Origin of the sequence: Nocardioides conyzicola (assembly GCF_039543825.1) — a bacterium.
Classification (GTDB): domain Bacteria; phylum Actinomycetota; class Actinomycetes; order Propionibacteriales; family Nocardioidaceae; genus Nocardioides; species Nocardioides conyzicola.
The window spans coordinates 146,874-162,038 of the sequence record NZ_BAABKM010000001.1 but is presented as its reverse complement, the minus strand read 5'-3'; the positions used below and the strand labels follow the sequence as shown (position 1 = coordinate 162,038).

The window sequence follows — 15,165 nt, the reverse complement described above, 5'->3', positions numbered from 1 at the left end:
CATGTCCGTGCGCATCCGGGTGAAGCGGGCCGTACGCCGGCGGGCGGCTGCCGTCTCCGTCGTCCTGCCCTCCGGCCAGGGACCGCTGTGGGCGCAGTCGCTCGTGGGCCGCGCCCACGTCGCCGAGGCTCGCCGCAAGCTGGTCGCCGACCGCGACCCCGACGGGGCCCTGGCACTGGTCGCGCCCTACTTGGACGGCTCGCCCGTCGCCTCGCAGGCATGGGTCCTCTCGGCCGAGGTCCACGAGCGCGCCGGCAGCCTGGGTCAGGCCCTCGCGGCGGCGCGGCTCGCCGCGCGCGGTGACGGGAGCTTCGGTGCTCGTCTCGTCCTGGCCCGGCTGGCGCTCGCGGCCGGCGCGGACGACGCCGCCTCCGCGATCGCGTCGCTGGTCGACACGAAGCCGCGCAACCGGGCCGAGGTCGCGGCCGTCCTGACGGTGCTCCGCAGCGCGGAGCACGCCGACGTCGCGCGCTTCCGTGCCCATCTCCTGGAGTGGGGCCTGCCCGGCTTCGACGAGGAGATCTCGGCAGTGCACGCCGAGCTCGAGATCGTGGCGGCGTCGACCGACGACGTCGACGCCGTGCTGGCGCGCACGACCGACCGTCTCCGGCAGCCCCTGCCGGTCGTCGCGCGTGGCCTGGACCGGCGCCGTGACTGGCAGCGGCTCGCGGACTACGCCGACCGGCGGATCGCGGCGGCGACCTCGATGTCCCAGCGGCGGGCGGCGGCGCTCGAGCTGCGCCGGGCCGCCTCGCGCGCGCTGAGCGCCGGCTACACCGAGCCCGCCCTGCGGCTCGCCGGCCAGGCCCTGGCGCGCTACCCGGACGACCGGTTCGCCCAGGAGACCTGGGCCAACGCCCACGACCAGCTGCGCGTGGAGCGCGAGGGCTGGGCCGCGCCGACGCCGGCCGCCCGGCCGCGCTTCGAGCCCCGCCCGCGTGCGGTGCTCTCGGTGCTCGCGCAGTCGCTGCCGCACAAGTCCGGCGGCTACGCGACCCGCTCGCACGGCATCCTGACCGGGCTGGCCGGCCTCGGCTGGGACGTCGAGGCCGTCACGCGCCTCGGCTTCCCGTACGACCGCTGGTCGAAGTCGGACCCCCGGCGGGTCGCCGACCACGACGTCGTGGACGGGATCCGCTACCACCGCGTCCTCGACGCGAGCGTGCCCGGCCCGTATCCGCAGTACCCGCTCACGTCGTACGTCGACCGGTACGCCGCGGCGCTCGTCGCCCATGCCCGGCGGCACCGCCCGGCGCTGCTCCACGCCTCGAGCTTCCACGTCAACGGGCTCGCCGCCCGTCAGGCCGCGGCCCAGCTCGGGGTGCCGTACGTCTACGAGATGCGCGGGCTCGAGTCGCTGATGAAGGTCTCCCGCGACCCGGCCTTCGCCGGCACCGACCGCAGCCGCTTCCTCGAGACCGTCGAGCTCGCGTCGTGCACGGGCGCCGCCAAGGTCTTCGTGATCACGGAGGCGCTGCGCCGCGAGATGGTGGCGCAGGGCGTCCCCGAGGACAAGCTGGTCGTCCTGCCCAACGGTGTCCACACACACCTCTTCCAGCCGCGCGAGCGCGACGCCGATCTCGAGCGCGATCTCGGCGTGCGCGGCAGGACCGTGATCGGGTACGCCGGGGGACTGGTGGACTACGAGGGCCTCGAGCTGCTCCTCGAGGCGGTCGCGCTGCTCAAGGCGCGGCGCGGGGGAGACGGCGCGCCGGACTTCCACCTGGTCGTGGTCGGGGACGGCCCGCACGAGTCCACCGTCCACGCCGCCGCCGACCGGCTCCGGTTGGGCGACGTGGTCACGTTCACCGGACGCGTGCCCCACGAGGAGGTCGGTCGGTACCTGTCGCTCTTCGACGTGACGCCGTTCCCGCGCCTGCCGCTCCCGGTCTGCGAGCTGATCTCGCCCATCAAGCCGTTCGAGTCGATGGCGATGGGCAAGGCGGTCGTCGTGTCCTCGGTCGCGGCGCTGACCGAGATCGTGTCGGACGGCACGACGGGCCTGGTGTTCGAGAAGGGTTCGGCCGACGATCTCGCGCGCGTCATCGAGCGTCTGCTCGACGACGCCAGTCTGAGGTCGAAGCTCGGCGAGTCGGCCAGGACCTGGGTCCAGAACGAACGTGACTGGTCCTCGCTGGTCGAGATCGTCGGCTCGACGTACGACCAGATCCTGGGGTGAGAGCGGTCACCCGTCGGCCCGTCGGCCTGTCGGTTGTCCGGGACGCCTCAGCGTATGTACAGTAAGTACATAAGATCAGTACAGAAATCGTCGGACCGGGTGCACGGAAGGAATGCAACGTGAGCAGCTCCGTGATCAGCCAGGCCCTTCCGGAGCCGCGGAAGGAACCCGCGCACCGGGTCCGCGTAGCCACGCCCGTGTCGGTCGTCATGCCGGTGCGCGACGAGGAGCGCTACCTCGAGGAGTCCGTGCGCCGCGTGCTCGACCAGGCCTACGAGGGCGAGATCGAGATCGTCCTGGCCGTCGCACCCGGCAAGGACCGGACCGCGGAGATCGCCGCGTCGCTGGCCGCTCGCGACCCGCGCATCATCCTCGTCGACAACCCCGATGGGGGCACCCCCCACGCGCTGAATGCCGCGATCGCGGCGTCTCGTCACCCGTACCTGGTCCGCGTGGACGCCCACGGCCTGCTGCCACCCGGCTACCTGCACGACGTCGTCCACCTGCTCGAGACCACCGGGGCCGCCAACGTCGGCGGCATGATGCGTGTCGAGGGCGAGACGCCGTTCGGCAAGGCCGTGGCCGCCGCGATGTCCTCCCCGCTCGGGATCGGCGGGTCGAAGTTCCACGTCGGCGGTCAGCCCGGCCCGGCGCGCACCGTCTACCTGGGCGCCTTCCGCCGCGACGTCCTCGTCGAGCTGGGGGGCTTCGACGAGCACTACCGCCGCGCTCAGGACTGGGAGCTCAACTACCGCATCCGACAGGCCGGCCACGTCGTCTGGTTCACCCCCGAGCTGGCGGTCACCTACCGGCCGCGGCGCGACTTCGCCGCCCTGCGGCGCCAGTTCTTCGGCTCCGGGCAGTGGCGCCGGCAGATCGTCGACGAGCACCCCGACACGGCGAGCTTCCGCTACCTCGCCGCGCCGGCCGTGACCGCGATCGTGGCGCTCGGCACCCTGCTCGGGCTCGTCGGTGCCGCGACCCTCGCCGGCGACCTGACCGTCTTCGCGTGGCTCCTCGCCGGGTTCCTGGCGCCTGTCGGCTACGCGCTCGGCGTCCTGGGGGCCAGCACCCTGATCGGGCGCGGCCTGCCGTGGCGGGTCCAGGCGCTCCTCCCGCTCGTGGTGATGACCATGCACCTGTCCTGGGGCACCGGGTTCCTCCGGTCCGTCCCCCGGCCGCAGCGCCGGCTCCGGGTACGGCGCCGGCTCGCTCGCGCAGACAACGCCTAGGAGCAGAGGCCGTTGGTGGCTGCCTCTGCCTTGGAGCCGCTCTTGTTCTGACCGCTGATCGCACCCTTGCCCAGGGTGCCCAGCGGCTCGTCCTTCTTCACCTTCGCCCACAGCGCCGGAGCGGCGTCGGTGAACTGCAGGCGGCCCCAGTTGGGGTCGTCGATCGGGAAGTCCGTGGTGGGCGCGGTCACGAACCGGATCTTGTCCAGGTTGGCGCCGCGCAGCGACAGGCCGAGCTTGTAGAGCTTGCTGACGCTGGAGAGCTCGGGGCTGGTGGTGATGGACCCGGCGAAGGCCTTCGCGAAGTTGTAGACCTTGGTCGGGTTGGTCAGCGTGCCGGCCGACGTCACCTTCGACAGCATGGAGGCGATGAACGCCTGCTGGCGCCGCATCCGGCCGATGTCGGAGTTGGGCGTCGAGCTGCGCTGGCGGACGTAGGCGAGCGAGTCCTCGCCGTGCAGGGTCTGGGTGCCGGCGTCGAGGTGGATGTTGTGCTCCGTGTCGTCGACGGCGGCAGGCAGGCACACCTCGACGCCGTGGATCGCGTCCACCATGTCCTTGAACCCGGCGAAGTCGATCACGAGGTACTCGTCGATGTAGACGCCGGTCACGGCCTCGACCTGGGCGGCGGTGCACGCCGGTCCGCCGACGGCGAGCGCGTCGTTCCACATGACGCTCGTGGCCGCCGGGACCGCGGTGCCGTCCTCGGCGGTGCACGCCGGTCGGTCGACCAGGGTGTCGCGGGGGATCGAGATGCCGTACGCCGACTTCCGGCCCTCGGCGACGTGCAGCAGGATCGTCAGGTCGGAGCCGCCCTTGCCGGACTCGTGGTCGATGCCGCAGCCGGCGCACGAGCGGGTGTCCGTGCCGAGGACCAGGATGTTGAGGGCACTGGTCGGGAGGGCACGCTTCTTCGGCGGGGCCACCTGGTGGACGATGTCGTCGCCCGTGTCGATCCGGTTGTCGACCTTGTTGTACGCGAACACCACGGTCGCGCCGGTGAGGAGCGCGATGACGAGCTCGGTCACGAGGATGACCCGCAGCACGTTGCGCCGTTGGTGGCGGGTCGCCTTCGACAACTGAGGTCCTTCCAGGGAGTGTCCCCGAGACACTGTGCGCTCAGCCTACGGGGACGGGTGTAGGTCCTGACTGTGAACGGTTGAGAGCACCCGCACGGCGATGTCCGATTCCCGCCAGATGGTGTCGGTGGGGTGGGAGAGGATGGGGTCATGTCGCCGACCCTCGAGACGCGGACGGCTCCCCAGATGGATGGCGAGTCCTGCTACCGCGCGGTGAAGTCGCGCGACCGTCGCTTCGACGGCGTCTTCTACACGGCGGTCCGCACCACCGGCATCTACTGCCGTCCGTCGTGCCCGGCCCGGACCCCGGCCTTCCACAACGTCACCTTCCACCCGAGCGCGGCCTCGGCCCAGGCCGCCGGCTACCGCGCCTGCAAGCGCTGCCTGCCCGACGCGACGCCGGGGAGCCCCGACTGGGACGTCGCCGCGACCGCGGCCGGTCGGGCGATGCGGCTCATCGCCGACGGGGTCGTCGACCGCGAGGGCGTCGAGGGCCTGGCCGACCGGGTCGGCTACACGTCGCGCCACCTCGGCCGCATCCTCAGCGCCGAGCTCGGCGCCGGTCCGCTGGCGCTCGCCCGGGCCCGGCGGGCGCAGACCGCGCGGGTGCTCATCGAGACCACCGACCTCACGTACGCCGACGTCGCGTTCGCGGCCGGCTTCTCCAGCGTGCGGCAGTTCAACGAGACCGTCCGCGAGGTCTACGCGTCCTCGCCCACCGACCTGCGGGGGCGGCGCGGCGGTCGGCCCGCCACCGGGACGGTCGTGATGCGGCTGGCCGTGCGGACGCCGTACGCCGGACGGGCGCTGCTCGACTTCCTGGCCCTGCGGGCCGTGCCGGGCGTCGAGGCGGCGGGGGAGGGCTGGTACGCCCGGACCCTGGCGCTGCCGCACGGGTCGGGCACGGTGCGGCTGGAGGTCCCCGACGTGCCCGAGCCGGGGCAGACCGCCTTCTTGACGGCGTCGTTCGCCCTGGAGGACCTGCGCGACATCGGCGCCGCGACCGAACGCGTCCGGCGCCTCCTCGACGCCGACTGCGACCCGGTGGCCGTCGGCGACGCCTTCGCCGGCGACCCGCTGATCGGCCAGTTGGTGCGGGAGTGGCCGGGGCTGCGGGTGCCGGGTCACGTCGACGGCCACGAGGTCGCGGTCCGCGCGGTGTTCGGCCAGCAGGTCAGCGTCGCGGGCGCGCGCACCGTGGCCGCGCGGCTCACCGCGCTCCACGGCCGGCCGATCGCCCAGCCGGTCGACGGACTGACCCATCTCTTCCCGGACGCCGCGACCCTCGCGTCGCTCGATCCCGAGGACCTGCCGATGCCGCGGGCGCGTGGTCGGGCGCTGATCGCGCTGTGTGCCGCGCTGGCCTCCGGCGAGATCGCCCTGGACCGCGGGCCCGACCGCGACGACGTGCGACGTGCGCTGCTGGCGCTGCCCGGCATCGGCCCCTGGACGGCCGACTACGTCGCGCTGCGCGCGCTCGGTCATCCCGACGTCTTCCTGCCGACCGACATCGGCATCCGCGACGCGCTCGTCCGCCTCGGCCGGGACCCGACCGACGCGGCCCGGCTCGCCGACTCCTGGAGCCCGTGGCGGTCCTACGCCCAGCTCTACCTCTGGCAGACTCACACCCCGAAGGAGCACTGACATGTGGACCGAGATGGAATCCCCGATCGGCCCGTTGCGCATCGTCGAGCAGAACGGTGCGATCACGGCGATCGAGTTCTCCCCCTACCGTGACTCGACCGGACGGGTCCGCGGTGCGGAAGCACCCGACGACCCGGTCCTGGCGGAGACGGTGCGGCAGCTGACGGCGTACTTCGACCGCGACCTCAAGGAGTTCGACCTCCCGCTCGGCCCTGTGGGCACGGACTTCCAGCGACGCGTGTGGGACCAGCTGCTCGAGGTCGGCTGGGGCGAGACCGCGTCGTACGGCGAGATCGCGAAGCGGCTCGGGATGACCAACGCCGCCTCACGCGCGGTCGGCCTCGCCAACGGCAGGAACCCGATCCCGATCGTGATCCCGTGCCACCGGATCATCGGCGCCAACGGCACCCTCACCGGGTACGCCGGCGGCCTGCCCCGCAAGCAGCTCCTGCTCGAGCTCGAGCAGGATGCGCTCTTCTGACCTCGACGAGCTACTCGGCCGCAGCCCGCCGCAGCGACTCCGACAGCCGCTCGGCGGCGGCGAGCACGGCGGGGGCGTGCATCCGGCCGGGCTGACGGGACAGGCGCTCGAGCGGCCCGGAGACCGAGACGGCGGCGATGATCTTGCCGCCGGGGGAGCGGACCGGCGCCGAGACCGACGCGACACCCTGCTCGCGCTCGCCGACCGACTGGGCCCAGCCGCGACGACGGATGCCGGAGAGGGCGGCGGCGGAGAAGGCCGAGTTCTGCAGGCCTCGGTGCATCCGCTCCGGGTCCTCCCACGCGAGCAGGACCTGGGCGGCGGAGCCGGCGCGCATGGTCAGCTGCGAGCCGACCGGGATCGTGTCGCGCAGGCCGCTGGGCCGCTCGGCGGCTGCGACGCAGACGCGGTGCTCGCCCTGGCGGCGCCAGAGCTGGGCGGACTCGCCCGTGATGTCGCGGAGCCGGGCGAGCACCGGTCCGGCGGTGGCGAGGAGGCGGTCCTCGCCTGCGGCCGCGGAGAGCTCGGCGAGACGCGGCCCCAGCACGAAGCGGCCCTGCATGTCGCGGGCCACCAGGCGGTGGTGCTCGAGCGCCACGGCCAGCCGGTGGGCGGTCGGGCGGGCGAGGCCGGTGCCGGCGACCAGGCCCGCGAGGGTGGCGGGTCCCGACTCGAGGGCGGTGAGCACGAGGGCGGCCTTGTCGAGCACGCCCACTCCGCTGGTGTTGTCCATATGGCAATACTGGCGTCTCAGATCATGGGATGCAAGCGGTACGCTGTGTGACGTACCAGCAACGCACGAGCACCGAGGGAGTCAGTCATGGGCAAGACCCTGGCCGAGAAGGTCTGGGACGAGCACGTCGTCCGGTCCGTTGACGGAGAGCCGGACCTGCTCTTCATCGATCTGCACCTCATCCACGAGGTGACCTCCCCGCAGGCGTTCGACGGCCTGCGCCTCGCCGGCCGCCAGGTCCGCCGCCCCGACCTGACCCTCGCCACCGAGGACCACAACGTGCCGACGGTCGACTGGGACAAGCCGATCGCCGACCCGGTCTCGCGCACGCAGGTCGAGACGATGCGTCGCAACGCCGAGGAGTTCGGCGTACGCCTGCACCCGCTCGGTGACATCGAGCAGGGCATCGTCCACGTGGTCGGTCCGCAGCTCGGCCTGACCCAGCCCGGCATGACCATCGTCTGCGGTGACAGCCACACCAGCACCCACGGCGCCTTCGGCGCGATCGCCTTCGGCATCGGCACGTCCGAGGTGGAGCACGTGCTCGCCACGCAGACGCTGATGCAGGCCCGGCCGAAGACGATGTCCGTGACGATCAACGGCAGCCTCCCGCCGGGTGTCACGAGCAAGGACATGGTCCTCGCGCTGATCACCCACACCGGCACGGGCGGCGGCCAGGGCTACGTCGTCGAGTACCGCGGCCAGGCCATCGAGGAGCTCTCGATGGAGGGCCGGATGACGGTCTGCAACATGTCGATCGAGTGGGGCGCCAAGGCGGGCCTGATCGCCCCCGACCAGACGACGTTCGACTACATCGAGGGACGCCCCGAGGCGCCGAAGGGCGCCGACTGGGATGCCGCCGTCGCGCACTGGAAGACGCTGCGCACCGACGACGACGCCTTCTTCGACAAGGAGATCGTGCTCGACGCGGCCGACATGACGCCGTTCGTCACCTGGGGCACCAACCCCGGCCAGGGCGTGCAGCTCGGTGGGACCGTGCCCGACCCGGCCGACTTCGAGGACGAGCAGGACCGGGTCGCCGCCGAGAACGCGCTGCGCTACATGGACCTGGTCGCCGGCACCCCGATGCGTGAGGTCAAGGTCGACACGGTGTTCGTCGGCTCCTGCACCAACGGCCGCATCGAGGACCTCCGCCTCGCCGCCAGCATCATCGAGGGCCACCACGTCGCCGCCGACACGCGGATGCTCGTCGTCCCCGGCTCCGCACGCGTGCGCCTGCAGGCCGAGGACGAGGGGCTCGACGTCATCTTCAAGCAGGCGGGTGCCGAGTGGCGCGGCGCGGGCTGCTCGATGTGCCTGGGCATGAACCCCGACACGCTCGCCGTCGGCGAGCGCAGTGCCTCGACGTCCAACCGCAACTTCGAGGGCCGGCAGGGCAAGGGTGGTCGCACCCACCTGGTGTCCGTGCCCGTCGCTGCGGCCACCGCCATCCGCGGCACCCTCTCCTCGCCCGCCGACCTCGCGCCTGCCACCGTTGGGAGCAACTGACCATGGACAAGTTCACCAGCCACACCGGCGTCGGCGTGCCCTTGCGGCGCAGCAATGTCGACACCGACCAGATCATCCCGGCCGAGTACCTCAAGCGCGTCACGCGCACCGGCTTCGAGGACGGCCTCTTCGCCGCCTGGCGCAACGACCCCACCTTCATCCTCAACAACGAGGCGTACGCCGGCGGCTCGGTGCTGGTCGCCGGCCCCGACTTCGGCACCGGGTCGTCCCGTGAGCACGCGGTCTGGGCCCTGCAGAACTACGGGTTCCGGGCCGTCATCTCGCCCCGGTTCGGTGACATCTTCCGGGGCAACTCCGGCAAGGCCGGACTCGTCGCCGCCCAGGTCGACGAGAAGGTCGTGCAGCGGCTCTGGGACCTGCTCGACGAACGCCCCGGTGCGACCGTCACCGTCGACCTCGAGACCCGCACCGTGCGCGCCGGTGAGGGGGTCGATGCCATCGAGGACTCCTTCGACATCGACGACTACACGCGGTGGCGGCTGCTCGAGGGCCTCGACGACATCGGAATCACGTTGGGCCACGACGAGGACATCGCCGCGTTCGAGGCCTCCCGACCGACGTGGAAGCCGGTGACGATCCACGCGGGCTGACGCCCTTCGGACATCTCGCTGATGCCGAGAATCTCCAACCCTGGTTGGAGATTCTCGGCATCAATGCATTTCGGGTCGAGATCGAAAGGTGCACGCGCACAGCCCGGAATGCCTGTCGCTGAGCCAATCTGGCCCGTTATGCCGTTTCGGGCGCCAGGAAAAACACTCGGCAAAACGCCGCGCGGTGATTGTGACTGCAGCCGCGTTTACCTAGCGTGCATTGAAGAAAGTCGGGCATCGGCCCGACCCCATGGTTCATTGGAAGGGAAGACAGTGAACAAGTCAGAGTTCATCGACGCACTCTCGTCACGTTTCGACGGGAACAAGAAGGCCGCTTCACACGCACTGGAGTCCGTGCTGGACACCATCACGCGCGAGGTTGCCAAGGGCGAGAAGGTCGCGATCACCGGCTTCGGATCCTTCGAGAAGCGGATTCGCGAGGCGCGATGGGTACGTAACCCGCAGACCGGCGCGCGGATCAAGGCGAAGAAGACGGCGGTGCCGAAGTTCACCGCCGGCGCCGATCTCAAGAACGTCGTGTCGGGGGCCAAGAAGCTGCCGAAGCTGACGCTGGCCGCCGCGCCGGCCGCCGCGAAGAAGGCGACCGCCGCCGCGAAGAAGGCGGCTCCGGTCAAGAAGGCCGCTCCGGCGAAGAAGGCGGCTCCTGCCAAGAAGGCGGCTCCGGCGAAGAAGGCAGCGCCCGCCAAGAAGGCCGCACCGGCCAAGAAGTCGGCGCCCGTGAAGAAGGCCGCTCCGGCCAAGAAGGCACCTGCGAAGAAGGCGCCGGCCACGAAGGCCGCTCCGGCGAAGAAGGCGGCACCCGCCAAGAAGACCGCTCCGGTCAAGAAGGCGGCTCCGGCGAAGAAGGCAGCACCCGCCAAGAAGGCCCCGGCCAAGAAGGCACCCGCGAAGAAGACGGCCAAGAAGGCCTGACGCCACCGCACCCACGAGCGGGCCGTCACCCCATCGGGGTGGCGGCCCGTCGTGCGTCAGGGCGTGGGGTTCGCGGCGAGCAGGGCGACCGACGTGTGCGGGCCCACGCCGAGCTCGACGGCGGCGGCGAGGTCTGCCGGGTCGTCCACGTCGCGGCGCACGGACGCCGGGACCCCGGCGAGCTCGCGTGCGCCGGCGTCGAGGTGGGCGTCGCGCGAGCCGGGACCGAAGTGCGGGTCGAACTCGTCGTGCGCAGCGACGTACATGGTGGTCCCCACGCCGGCAGCGTCCGGAACGAAGCTCGGCCGTCCGGTCTCGAGCACGCCGAGCACCGCGTCGAGGTCGTCCGACCGGAGCGCCGGGAGGTCGGCGCAGACGGCGACCGGGACGAGGTCGGGCCAGCGACGGTGCGCCTCGGCCGCGGCCTGACGCAGGGTGGCGTTGAGGTCGCCGGAGACGCCGTCGGGGATCGCGGTGCAGCCGAGCGCCGACAGGACCTGCGAGAACCTGGCGTCGTCCGTCACGACGAGCACCTGCCGCACCGTCTCGGCCCGCAGGCAGGCGAGCACGGTGTCCTGGGCGAACGCCTCCGCCAGCCGGCGGCGGGAGGCGCCGGCGTCGAGCTCTGCGAGGCGCGACTTCCCCACGGCCGGCGGCTTGACCGGCACGAGGACGGCGTAGCGGGTGGTGGGCTCCTGGTCGGACATCGGTCCGATCCTGTCAGGCTCGCCGTAGGTCCGAGGAGCAGGGTCGCGAGCGAGTAGCCTGCGCAGGTGGTTGTTCGGAAGCTGACACAGAGACGAGGCTGGGCGTGGTGGATCGCGGTGCCCATCGTGCGGCCCGCGTTGCTCGCCACCACCACCCACACGTGGATCGGCGGCGAGAACATCCCGTCGACCGGGGGCTTCATCCTGGTGCTCAACCACGTGTCGCACGTGGACCCGCTGACCGCCGCGCACATCGTCTATGACCACGGGCGGCTGCCGCGCTACCTGGCGAAGTCGGGCCTGTTCAAGAACAAGGCGCTGGCGTTCTTCCTCAGGGCCGCTGGCCAGATCCCCGTCGAGCGGATGAGCAAGAACGCCGCGGGCGCCTTCGACGCGGCCGTTGCTGCCGTCCGAGCGGGGGAGTGCGTGGTGGTCTACCCCGAGGGCACGCTGACCCGGGACCCGGACGGATGGCCGATGACGGGGAAGTCCGGCGCGGCGCGGATCGCGCTCGAGACCGGTTGCCCGGTGATCCCGGTCGGGCAGTGGGGCGCGCAGGCGATCCTGCCGCCGTACGCGAAGAGGCCGGACCTCTTCCCCCGCAAGCCGATCACGATGAAGGTCGGCACCCCGGTGGACCTCACCGACCTGATCGCGCAGGAGCGGACCCCGGCGGTGATCCAGCAGGCGACCGACCGGATCATGGCGACCATCACCCACCTCGTCGAGGAGGTCCGCGGCGAGAAGGCGCCGGCCGAGCGGTTCGACATGAAGAAGCTGGGCGTGCAGCAGATCGGCAACCCCACCAAGAAGAAGACGTCGCGAAGGGACACAGCATGAACAAGGTCGCGGTCTTCGGTGCCGGCTCGTGGGGTACGGCGTTCTCGATCGTCCTCGCCGACGCCGGCAACGACGTCACCCTGTGGGCGCGCCGCGAGGAGGTCGCCGTCGCGGTCAACGAGCGGCGGGAGAACGCCGACTACCTCCCCGGCGTCGAGCTGCCACCGGCGATCCAGGCCACCCACGACGTCGAGAAGGCGCTGCACGGTGCCGATGTGGTCGTGCTGGCGACGCCGTCGCAGTCGTTGCGGGAGAACCTCACCCAGTGGGCGCCGTACGTCGAGCCCGGGGCGACGTTCGTGTCCCTGATGAAGGGCGTCGAGCTCGGCACCCTCGAGCGGATGAGCCAGGTGATCGCGGAGATCACCGAGGCCGGTCCCGAGCGGATCGCGGTCATCAGCGGACCCAACCTGGCCAAGGAGATCGCCCGCCGCGAGCCCGCCGCGTCGGTGGTGGCCTGCGAGGACGAGGACGTCGCGAAGATGCTGCAGGCCCGCTGCCACTCGCCGGCGTTCCGGCCCTACACCAGCGTCGACGTGCTCGGCTGCGAGCTGGGCGGCGCCTACAAGAACGTGGTCGCGCTGTCGGTCGGGATGGCCGTCGGCCTCGGCTTCGGCGACAACACCACGGCCTCGCTGATCACTCGCGGCCTCGCCGAGACCGCCCGCCTCGCCATGGCCCTCGGCGCCAACCCGCTGACGCTGATGGGTCTCGCCGGGCTCGGCGACCTCGTCGCCACCTGCTCCTCGCCGCTCTCCCGCAACCGGACCTTCGGCGAGAAGCTCGGGCAGGGGATGACCACCGCAGAGATCTACGCCTCCACGCGGCAGGTCGCCGAGGGCGCGAAGTCGTGCTCCTCCCTGCTCGCCCTGGCCGAGCGGACCGGGGTGGACGCGCCGATCGCCCACCACGTCGACGCGCTCGTCGACGGCCGGATGACCGCCGAGGAGATGATGGACGCGTTCATCGCCCGCGACACCAAGGCTGAGACGGACTAGCCCACCAGGTCGTCGAGAGCGGTCGCGAGGTCCCGCCACAGGTCCTCGACGTCCTCGATGCCGACCGAGAGCCGCACCAGGCCGTCGGGGATCGTCGCGGGCTCGGCCTTCCAGCGGCGCCGTCGCTCGAGGGTCGACTCGACCCCGCCGAGCGACGTCGCGTGGATCCACAGCCGCGTCTTGCGGCACAGCAGGTCTGCGGCCATCGCGCCCTCGGCGAGCACGATCGAGACGATCCCACCGAAGCCGGGGTAGCGGACCTCGCCGATCGCCGGGTGCGCGGCCAGCCGCTCCGCCAGGTCGGCGGCGTTGGCCTGCGCCCGCTCGACCCGCAGGTGCAGGGTACGTACGCCGCGCAGGGTCAGCCAGGCCTCGAACGTGCCGGGGATCGCGCCCAGCAGGTCACGCCGGCCCTTGAGCACGCCGTAGACCTGGTCGTCGTTGGTCATGATCGCGCCCATCTGGACGTCGCTGTGGCCGGCGAGGTACTTCGTCGCCGAGTGCACCACGATGTCGGCACCCATCTCGAGCGGCCGCTGCAGCAGGGGAGTGGCGAACGTGTTGTCCACGACGACGACCGCGCCGGCCTCGTGCGCGGCGGCGGCGATCGCGGGGATGTCGGCCAGCTCCAGGGCCGGGTTGGTGGGCGACTCGAACCACACGAGCGCCGCGTCGTCGCACGCGGCGGCCACGGCCTCGGTGTCGGTGATGTCGACGAGCCGCGCCTGGATCCGGCCGCGCGCCTCCAGGTCGGCCAGCTGGAGCAGCGTGCCCGTGTAGGAGTGGGCCGGCGCGACCACGATGCCGCCCTGGGCGACCAGGTCCAGGACGGTCGCGACCGCCGCCAGCCCGGACGCGAAGGTCAGGCAGCGGCCGCCCTCCAGGGCGCCGAGGACGTCCTCCAGTGCCGTCCACGTCGGGTTGCCGTACCGGCCGTACTCGAGGTCGCCACCCGCGACGTACGTCGCCGCCATCGTGATCGGCGCGTTGAGCGGCTGGTCCGGCTCGTGGGGCGGCCGCCCAGCCGTGACGGCGACGGTGGCGGGGCGCAGGTCCTCGGTCATGCCACGAACCTAGACGGATAGGGTCGTGCCGATGAACTCCCCATCCCACAAGCCCCGGGTCGCCGTCGTCTTCGGTGGTCGGTCCAGCGAGCACGCCATCTCCTGCGTCACCGCGGGCAGCGTGCTCGCGGCCATCGACCCCGAGAGGTACGACGTCGTGCCGATCGGCATCGCCGTGGACGGCCGGTGGGTGCTGGAGTCCGGCGACCCCGAGCGGCTGCGCATCGAGGGGCCGGACCGGCTCCCCGCCGTCGACGGCGACCGCGCGACGATCGCGCTGGCACCGGAGGCGACCTCCACCGGACTCGTCGTCACCGAGCCGTCCCAGCCGCCGCGCACCCTCGGCGACGTCGACGTCGTCTTCCCGCTGCTGCACGGCCCGTGGGGCGAGGACGGCACGATCCAGGGGATGTTCGAGATGGCCGGGGTCCGGTACGTCGGAGCCGGCGTGCTCGCCTCCGCCGTCAGCATGGACAAGGCGTACATGAAGGTCGTGCTCGCCGCCGCCGGGCTGCCGGTGCTGCCGTCGATCACCGTGACGGCCCGCGAGTGGGAGCGGGACCCGGCCGGCTGCCGCGAGCGCGCGGCGTCCATCGGCTACCCGCAGTTCGTGAAGCCGGCCCGGGGCGGGTCCAGCTTCGGCATCTCCAAGGTGCACGACGCCTCCGAGCTCGACGCGGCGATCGAGGAGGCGGTCCGCTTCGACCCCAAGGTCCTCGTCGAGACCGCCGCCGTGGACGCCCGCGAGATCGAGTGCGGCGTGCTGCAGGCGCTCGACGGCACGCCCGAGACCAGCTCCCCGGCGGAGCTGCGGGTGGGTGGCGACCACGAGTTCTACGACTTCGAGGCGAAGTACCTCCCTGGCCAGGACACCGAGATCGACATCCCGGCCGACCTGCCGCCCGACGTGACGGCGCAGGTCCAGGAGCTCGCCGTACGGGCCTTCGAGGCCGTCGGGTGCGAGGGGCTGGCCCGCGTCGACTTCTTCGTGCTGCCCGACGGCCGCGTGGTCGTCAACGAGATCAACACGATGCCGGGCTTCACGCCGACGTCGATGTACCCGCAGATGTGGGCGGCGTCCGGCGTCGACTACCCGGCGCTGGTGGACCGGCTGATCCAGCTCGCCCTGGCCCGCGGTACCGGCCTGCGCTGAGC

General features: G+C 72.0%; 14 protein-coding genes. 10 read left to right on the top strand and 4 right to left on the bottom strand.

What is annotated here, in order from left to right:
- Position 1: 1 nt before the first annotated feature.
- Together ABEA34_RS00805 and ABEA34_RS00800 are read left to right on the top strand one after the other, a co-directional pair.
- Positions 2 to 2,179: a glycosyltransferase gene (locus ABEA34_RS00805; protein ID WP_345518270.1), complete on the top strand. Its 2,178-nt coding sequence runs from the start codon at positions 2 to 4 to the stop codon at positions 2,177 to 2,179.
- Between the two features lie 209 nt (positions 2,180 to 2,388).
- Positions 2,389 to 3,411 (top strand): glycosyltransferase family 2 protein, encoded by a 1,023-nt coding sequence (locus ABEA34_RS00800; RefSeq protein ID WP_345519105.1) that lies wholly within the window; start codon positions 2,389 to 2,391, stop codon positions 3,409 to 3,411.
- Here ABEA34_RS00800 and ABEA34_RS00795 read toward each other — a convergent pair.
- On the bottom strand, positions 3,408 to 4,490 hold the full coding sequence (locus ABEA34_RS00795) for an LCP family protein (protein WP_345518268.1): 1,083 nt from the start codon (positions 4,488 to 4,490) through the stop codon (positions 3,408 to 3,410). The genes ABEA34_RS00800 and ABEA34_RS00795 overlap by 4 nt on opposite strands.
- Positions 4,491 to 4,640: 150 nt before the next feature.
- Between ABEA34_RS00795 and ABEA34_RS00790 the strand changes: the two genes are divergently transcribed.
- Together ABEA34_RS00790 and ABEA34_RS00785 are read left to right on the top strand one after the other, a co-directional pair.
- Positions 4,641 to 6,134: an AlkA N-terminal domain-containing protein gene (locus ABEA34_RS00790; protein ID WP_345518266.1), complete on the top strand. Its 1,494-nt coding sequence runs from the start codon at positions 4,641 to 4,643 to the stop codon at positions 6,132 to 6,134.
- Between the two features lies 1 nt (position 6,135).
- Positions 6,136 to 6,615: a methylated-DNA--[protein]-cysteine S-methyltransferase gene (locus tag ABEA34_RS00785; RefSeq protein ID WP_345518264.1), complete on the top strand. Its 480-nt coding sequence runs from the start codon at positions 6,136 to 6,138 to the stop codon at positions 6,613 to 6,615.
- Between the two features lie 10 nt (positions 6,616 to 6,625).
- Here the strand turns inward: ABEA34_RS00785 and ABEA34_RS00780 are convergent, their stop codons facing one another.
- Positions 6,626 to 7,348, bottom strand: a complete 723-nt coding sequence (locus ABEA34_RS00780; protein ID WP_028645392.1) for an IclR family transcriptional regulator — start codon at positions 7,346 to 7,348, stop codon at positions 6,626 to 6,628.
- Positions 7,349 to 7,435: 87 nt separating this feature from the next.
- Between ABEA34_RS00780 and leuC the strand changes: the two genes are divergently transcribed.
- The 3 genes from leuC to ABEA34_RS00765 all read left to right on the top strand — a co-directional run bounded on the left by leuC (position 7,436) and on the right by ABEA34_RS00765 (position 10,401).
- Complete coding sequence (gene leuC, locus ABEA34_RS00775; protein WP_345518262.1) at positions 7,436 to 8,857, top strand: 3-isopropylmalate dehydratase large subunit; 1,422 nt, start codon at positions 7,436 to 7,438, stop codon at positions 8,855 to 8,857.
- A 2-nt stretch (positions 8,858 to 8,859) separates the two neighbouring features.
- Positions 8,860 to 9,468 (top strand): 3-isopropylmalate dehydratase small subunit, encoded by a 609-nt coding sequence (gene leuD, locus ABEA34_RS00770; protein ID WP_345518260.1) that lies wholly within the window; start codon positions 8,860 to 8,862, stop codon positions 9,466 to 9,468.
- Between the two features lie 273 nt (positions 9,469 to 9,741).
- On the top strand, positions 9,742 to 10,401 hold the full coding sequence (locus ABEA34_RS00765; RefSeq protein ID WP_345518258.1) for an HU family DNA-binding protein: 660 nt from the start codon (positions 9,742 to 9,744) through the stop codon (positions 10,399 to 10,401).
- 56 nt (positions 10,402 to 10,457) lie between these two features.
- Here ABEA34_RS00765 and cofC read toward each other — a convergent pair whose 3' ends face one another.
- Positions 10,458 to 11,108: a 2-phospho-L-lactate guanylyltransferase gene (cofC, locus tag ABEA34_RS00760; protein ID WP_345518256.1), complete on the bottom strand. Its 651-nt coding sequence runs from the start codon at positions 11,106 to 11,108 to the stop codon at positions 10,458 to 10,460.
- A gap of 117 nt (positions 11,109 to 11,225) precedes the next feature.
- Here cofC and ABEA34_RS00755 point away from each other — a divergent pair, with 117 nt between their 5' ends.
- Both ABEA34_RS00755 and ABEA34_RS00750 read left to right on the top strand, forming a co-directional pair.
- Complete coding sequence (locus tag ABEA34_RS00755) at positions 11,226 to 11,948, top strand: lysophospholipid acyltransferase family protein (RefSeq protein WP_345518254.1); 723 nt, start codon at positions 11,226 to 11,228, stop codon at positions 11,946 to 11,948.
- Complete coding sequence (locus ABEA34_RS00750) at positions 11,945 to 12,946, top strand: NAD(P)H-dependent glycerol-3-phosphate dehydrogenase (RefSeq protein ID WP_345518252.1); 1,002 nt, start codon at positions 11,945 to 11,947, stop codon at positions 12,944 to 12,946. Before ABEA34_RS00755 ends, ABEA34_RS00750 begins: the two co-directional genes overlap by 4 nt.
- Here ABEA34_RS00750 and ABEA34_RS00745 read toward each other — a convergent pair.
- The gene (locus ABEA34_RS00745) at positions 12,943 to 14,010 is read right to left on the bottom strand and encodes a trans-sulfuration enzyme family protein (protein WP_345518250.1); all 1,068 of its coding nucleotides are present in this window, start codon (positions 14,008 to 14,010) and stop codon (positions 12,943 to 12,945) included. The two genes, ABEA34_RS00750 and ABEA34_RS00745, sit on opposite strands and share 4 nt — an antisense overlap.
- Positions 14,011 to 14,041: 31 nt before the next feature.
- Here ABEA34_RS00745 and ABEA34_RS00740 point away from each other — a divergent pair, with 31 nt between their 5' ends.
- The gene (locus tag ABEA34_RS00740) at positions 14,042 to 15,163 is read left to right on the top strand and encodes a D-alanine--D-alanine ligase family protein (RefSeq protein WP_345518248.1); all 1,122 of its coding nucleotides are present in this window, start codon (positions 14,042 to 14,044) and stop codon (positions 15,161 to 15,163) included.
- Positions 15,164 to 15,165 lie beyond the last annotated feature (2 nt).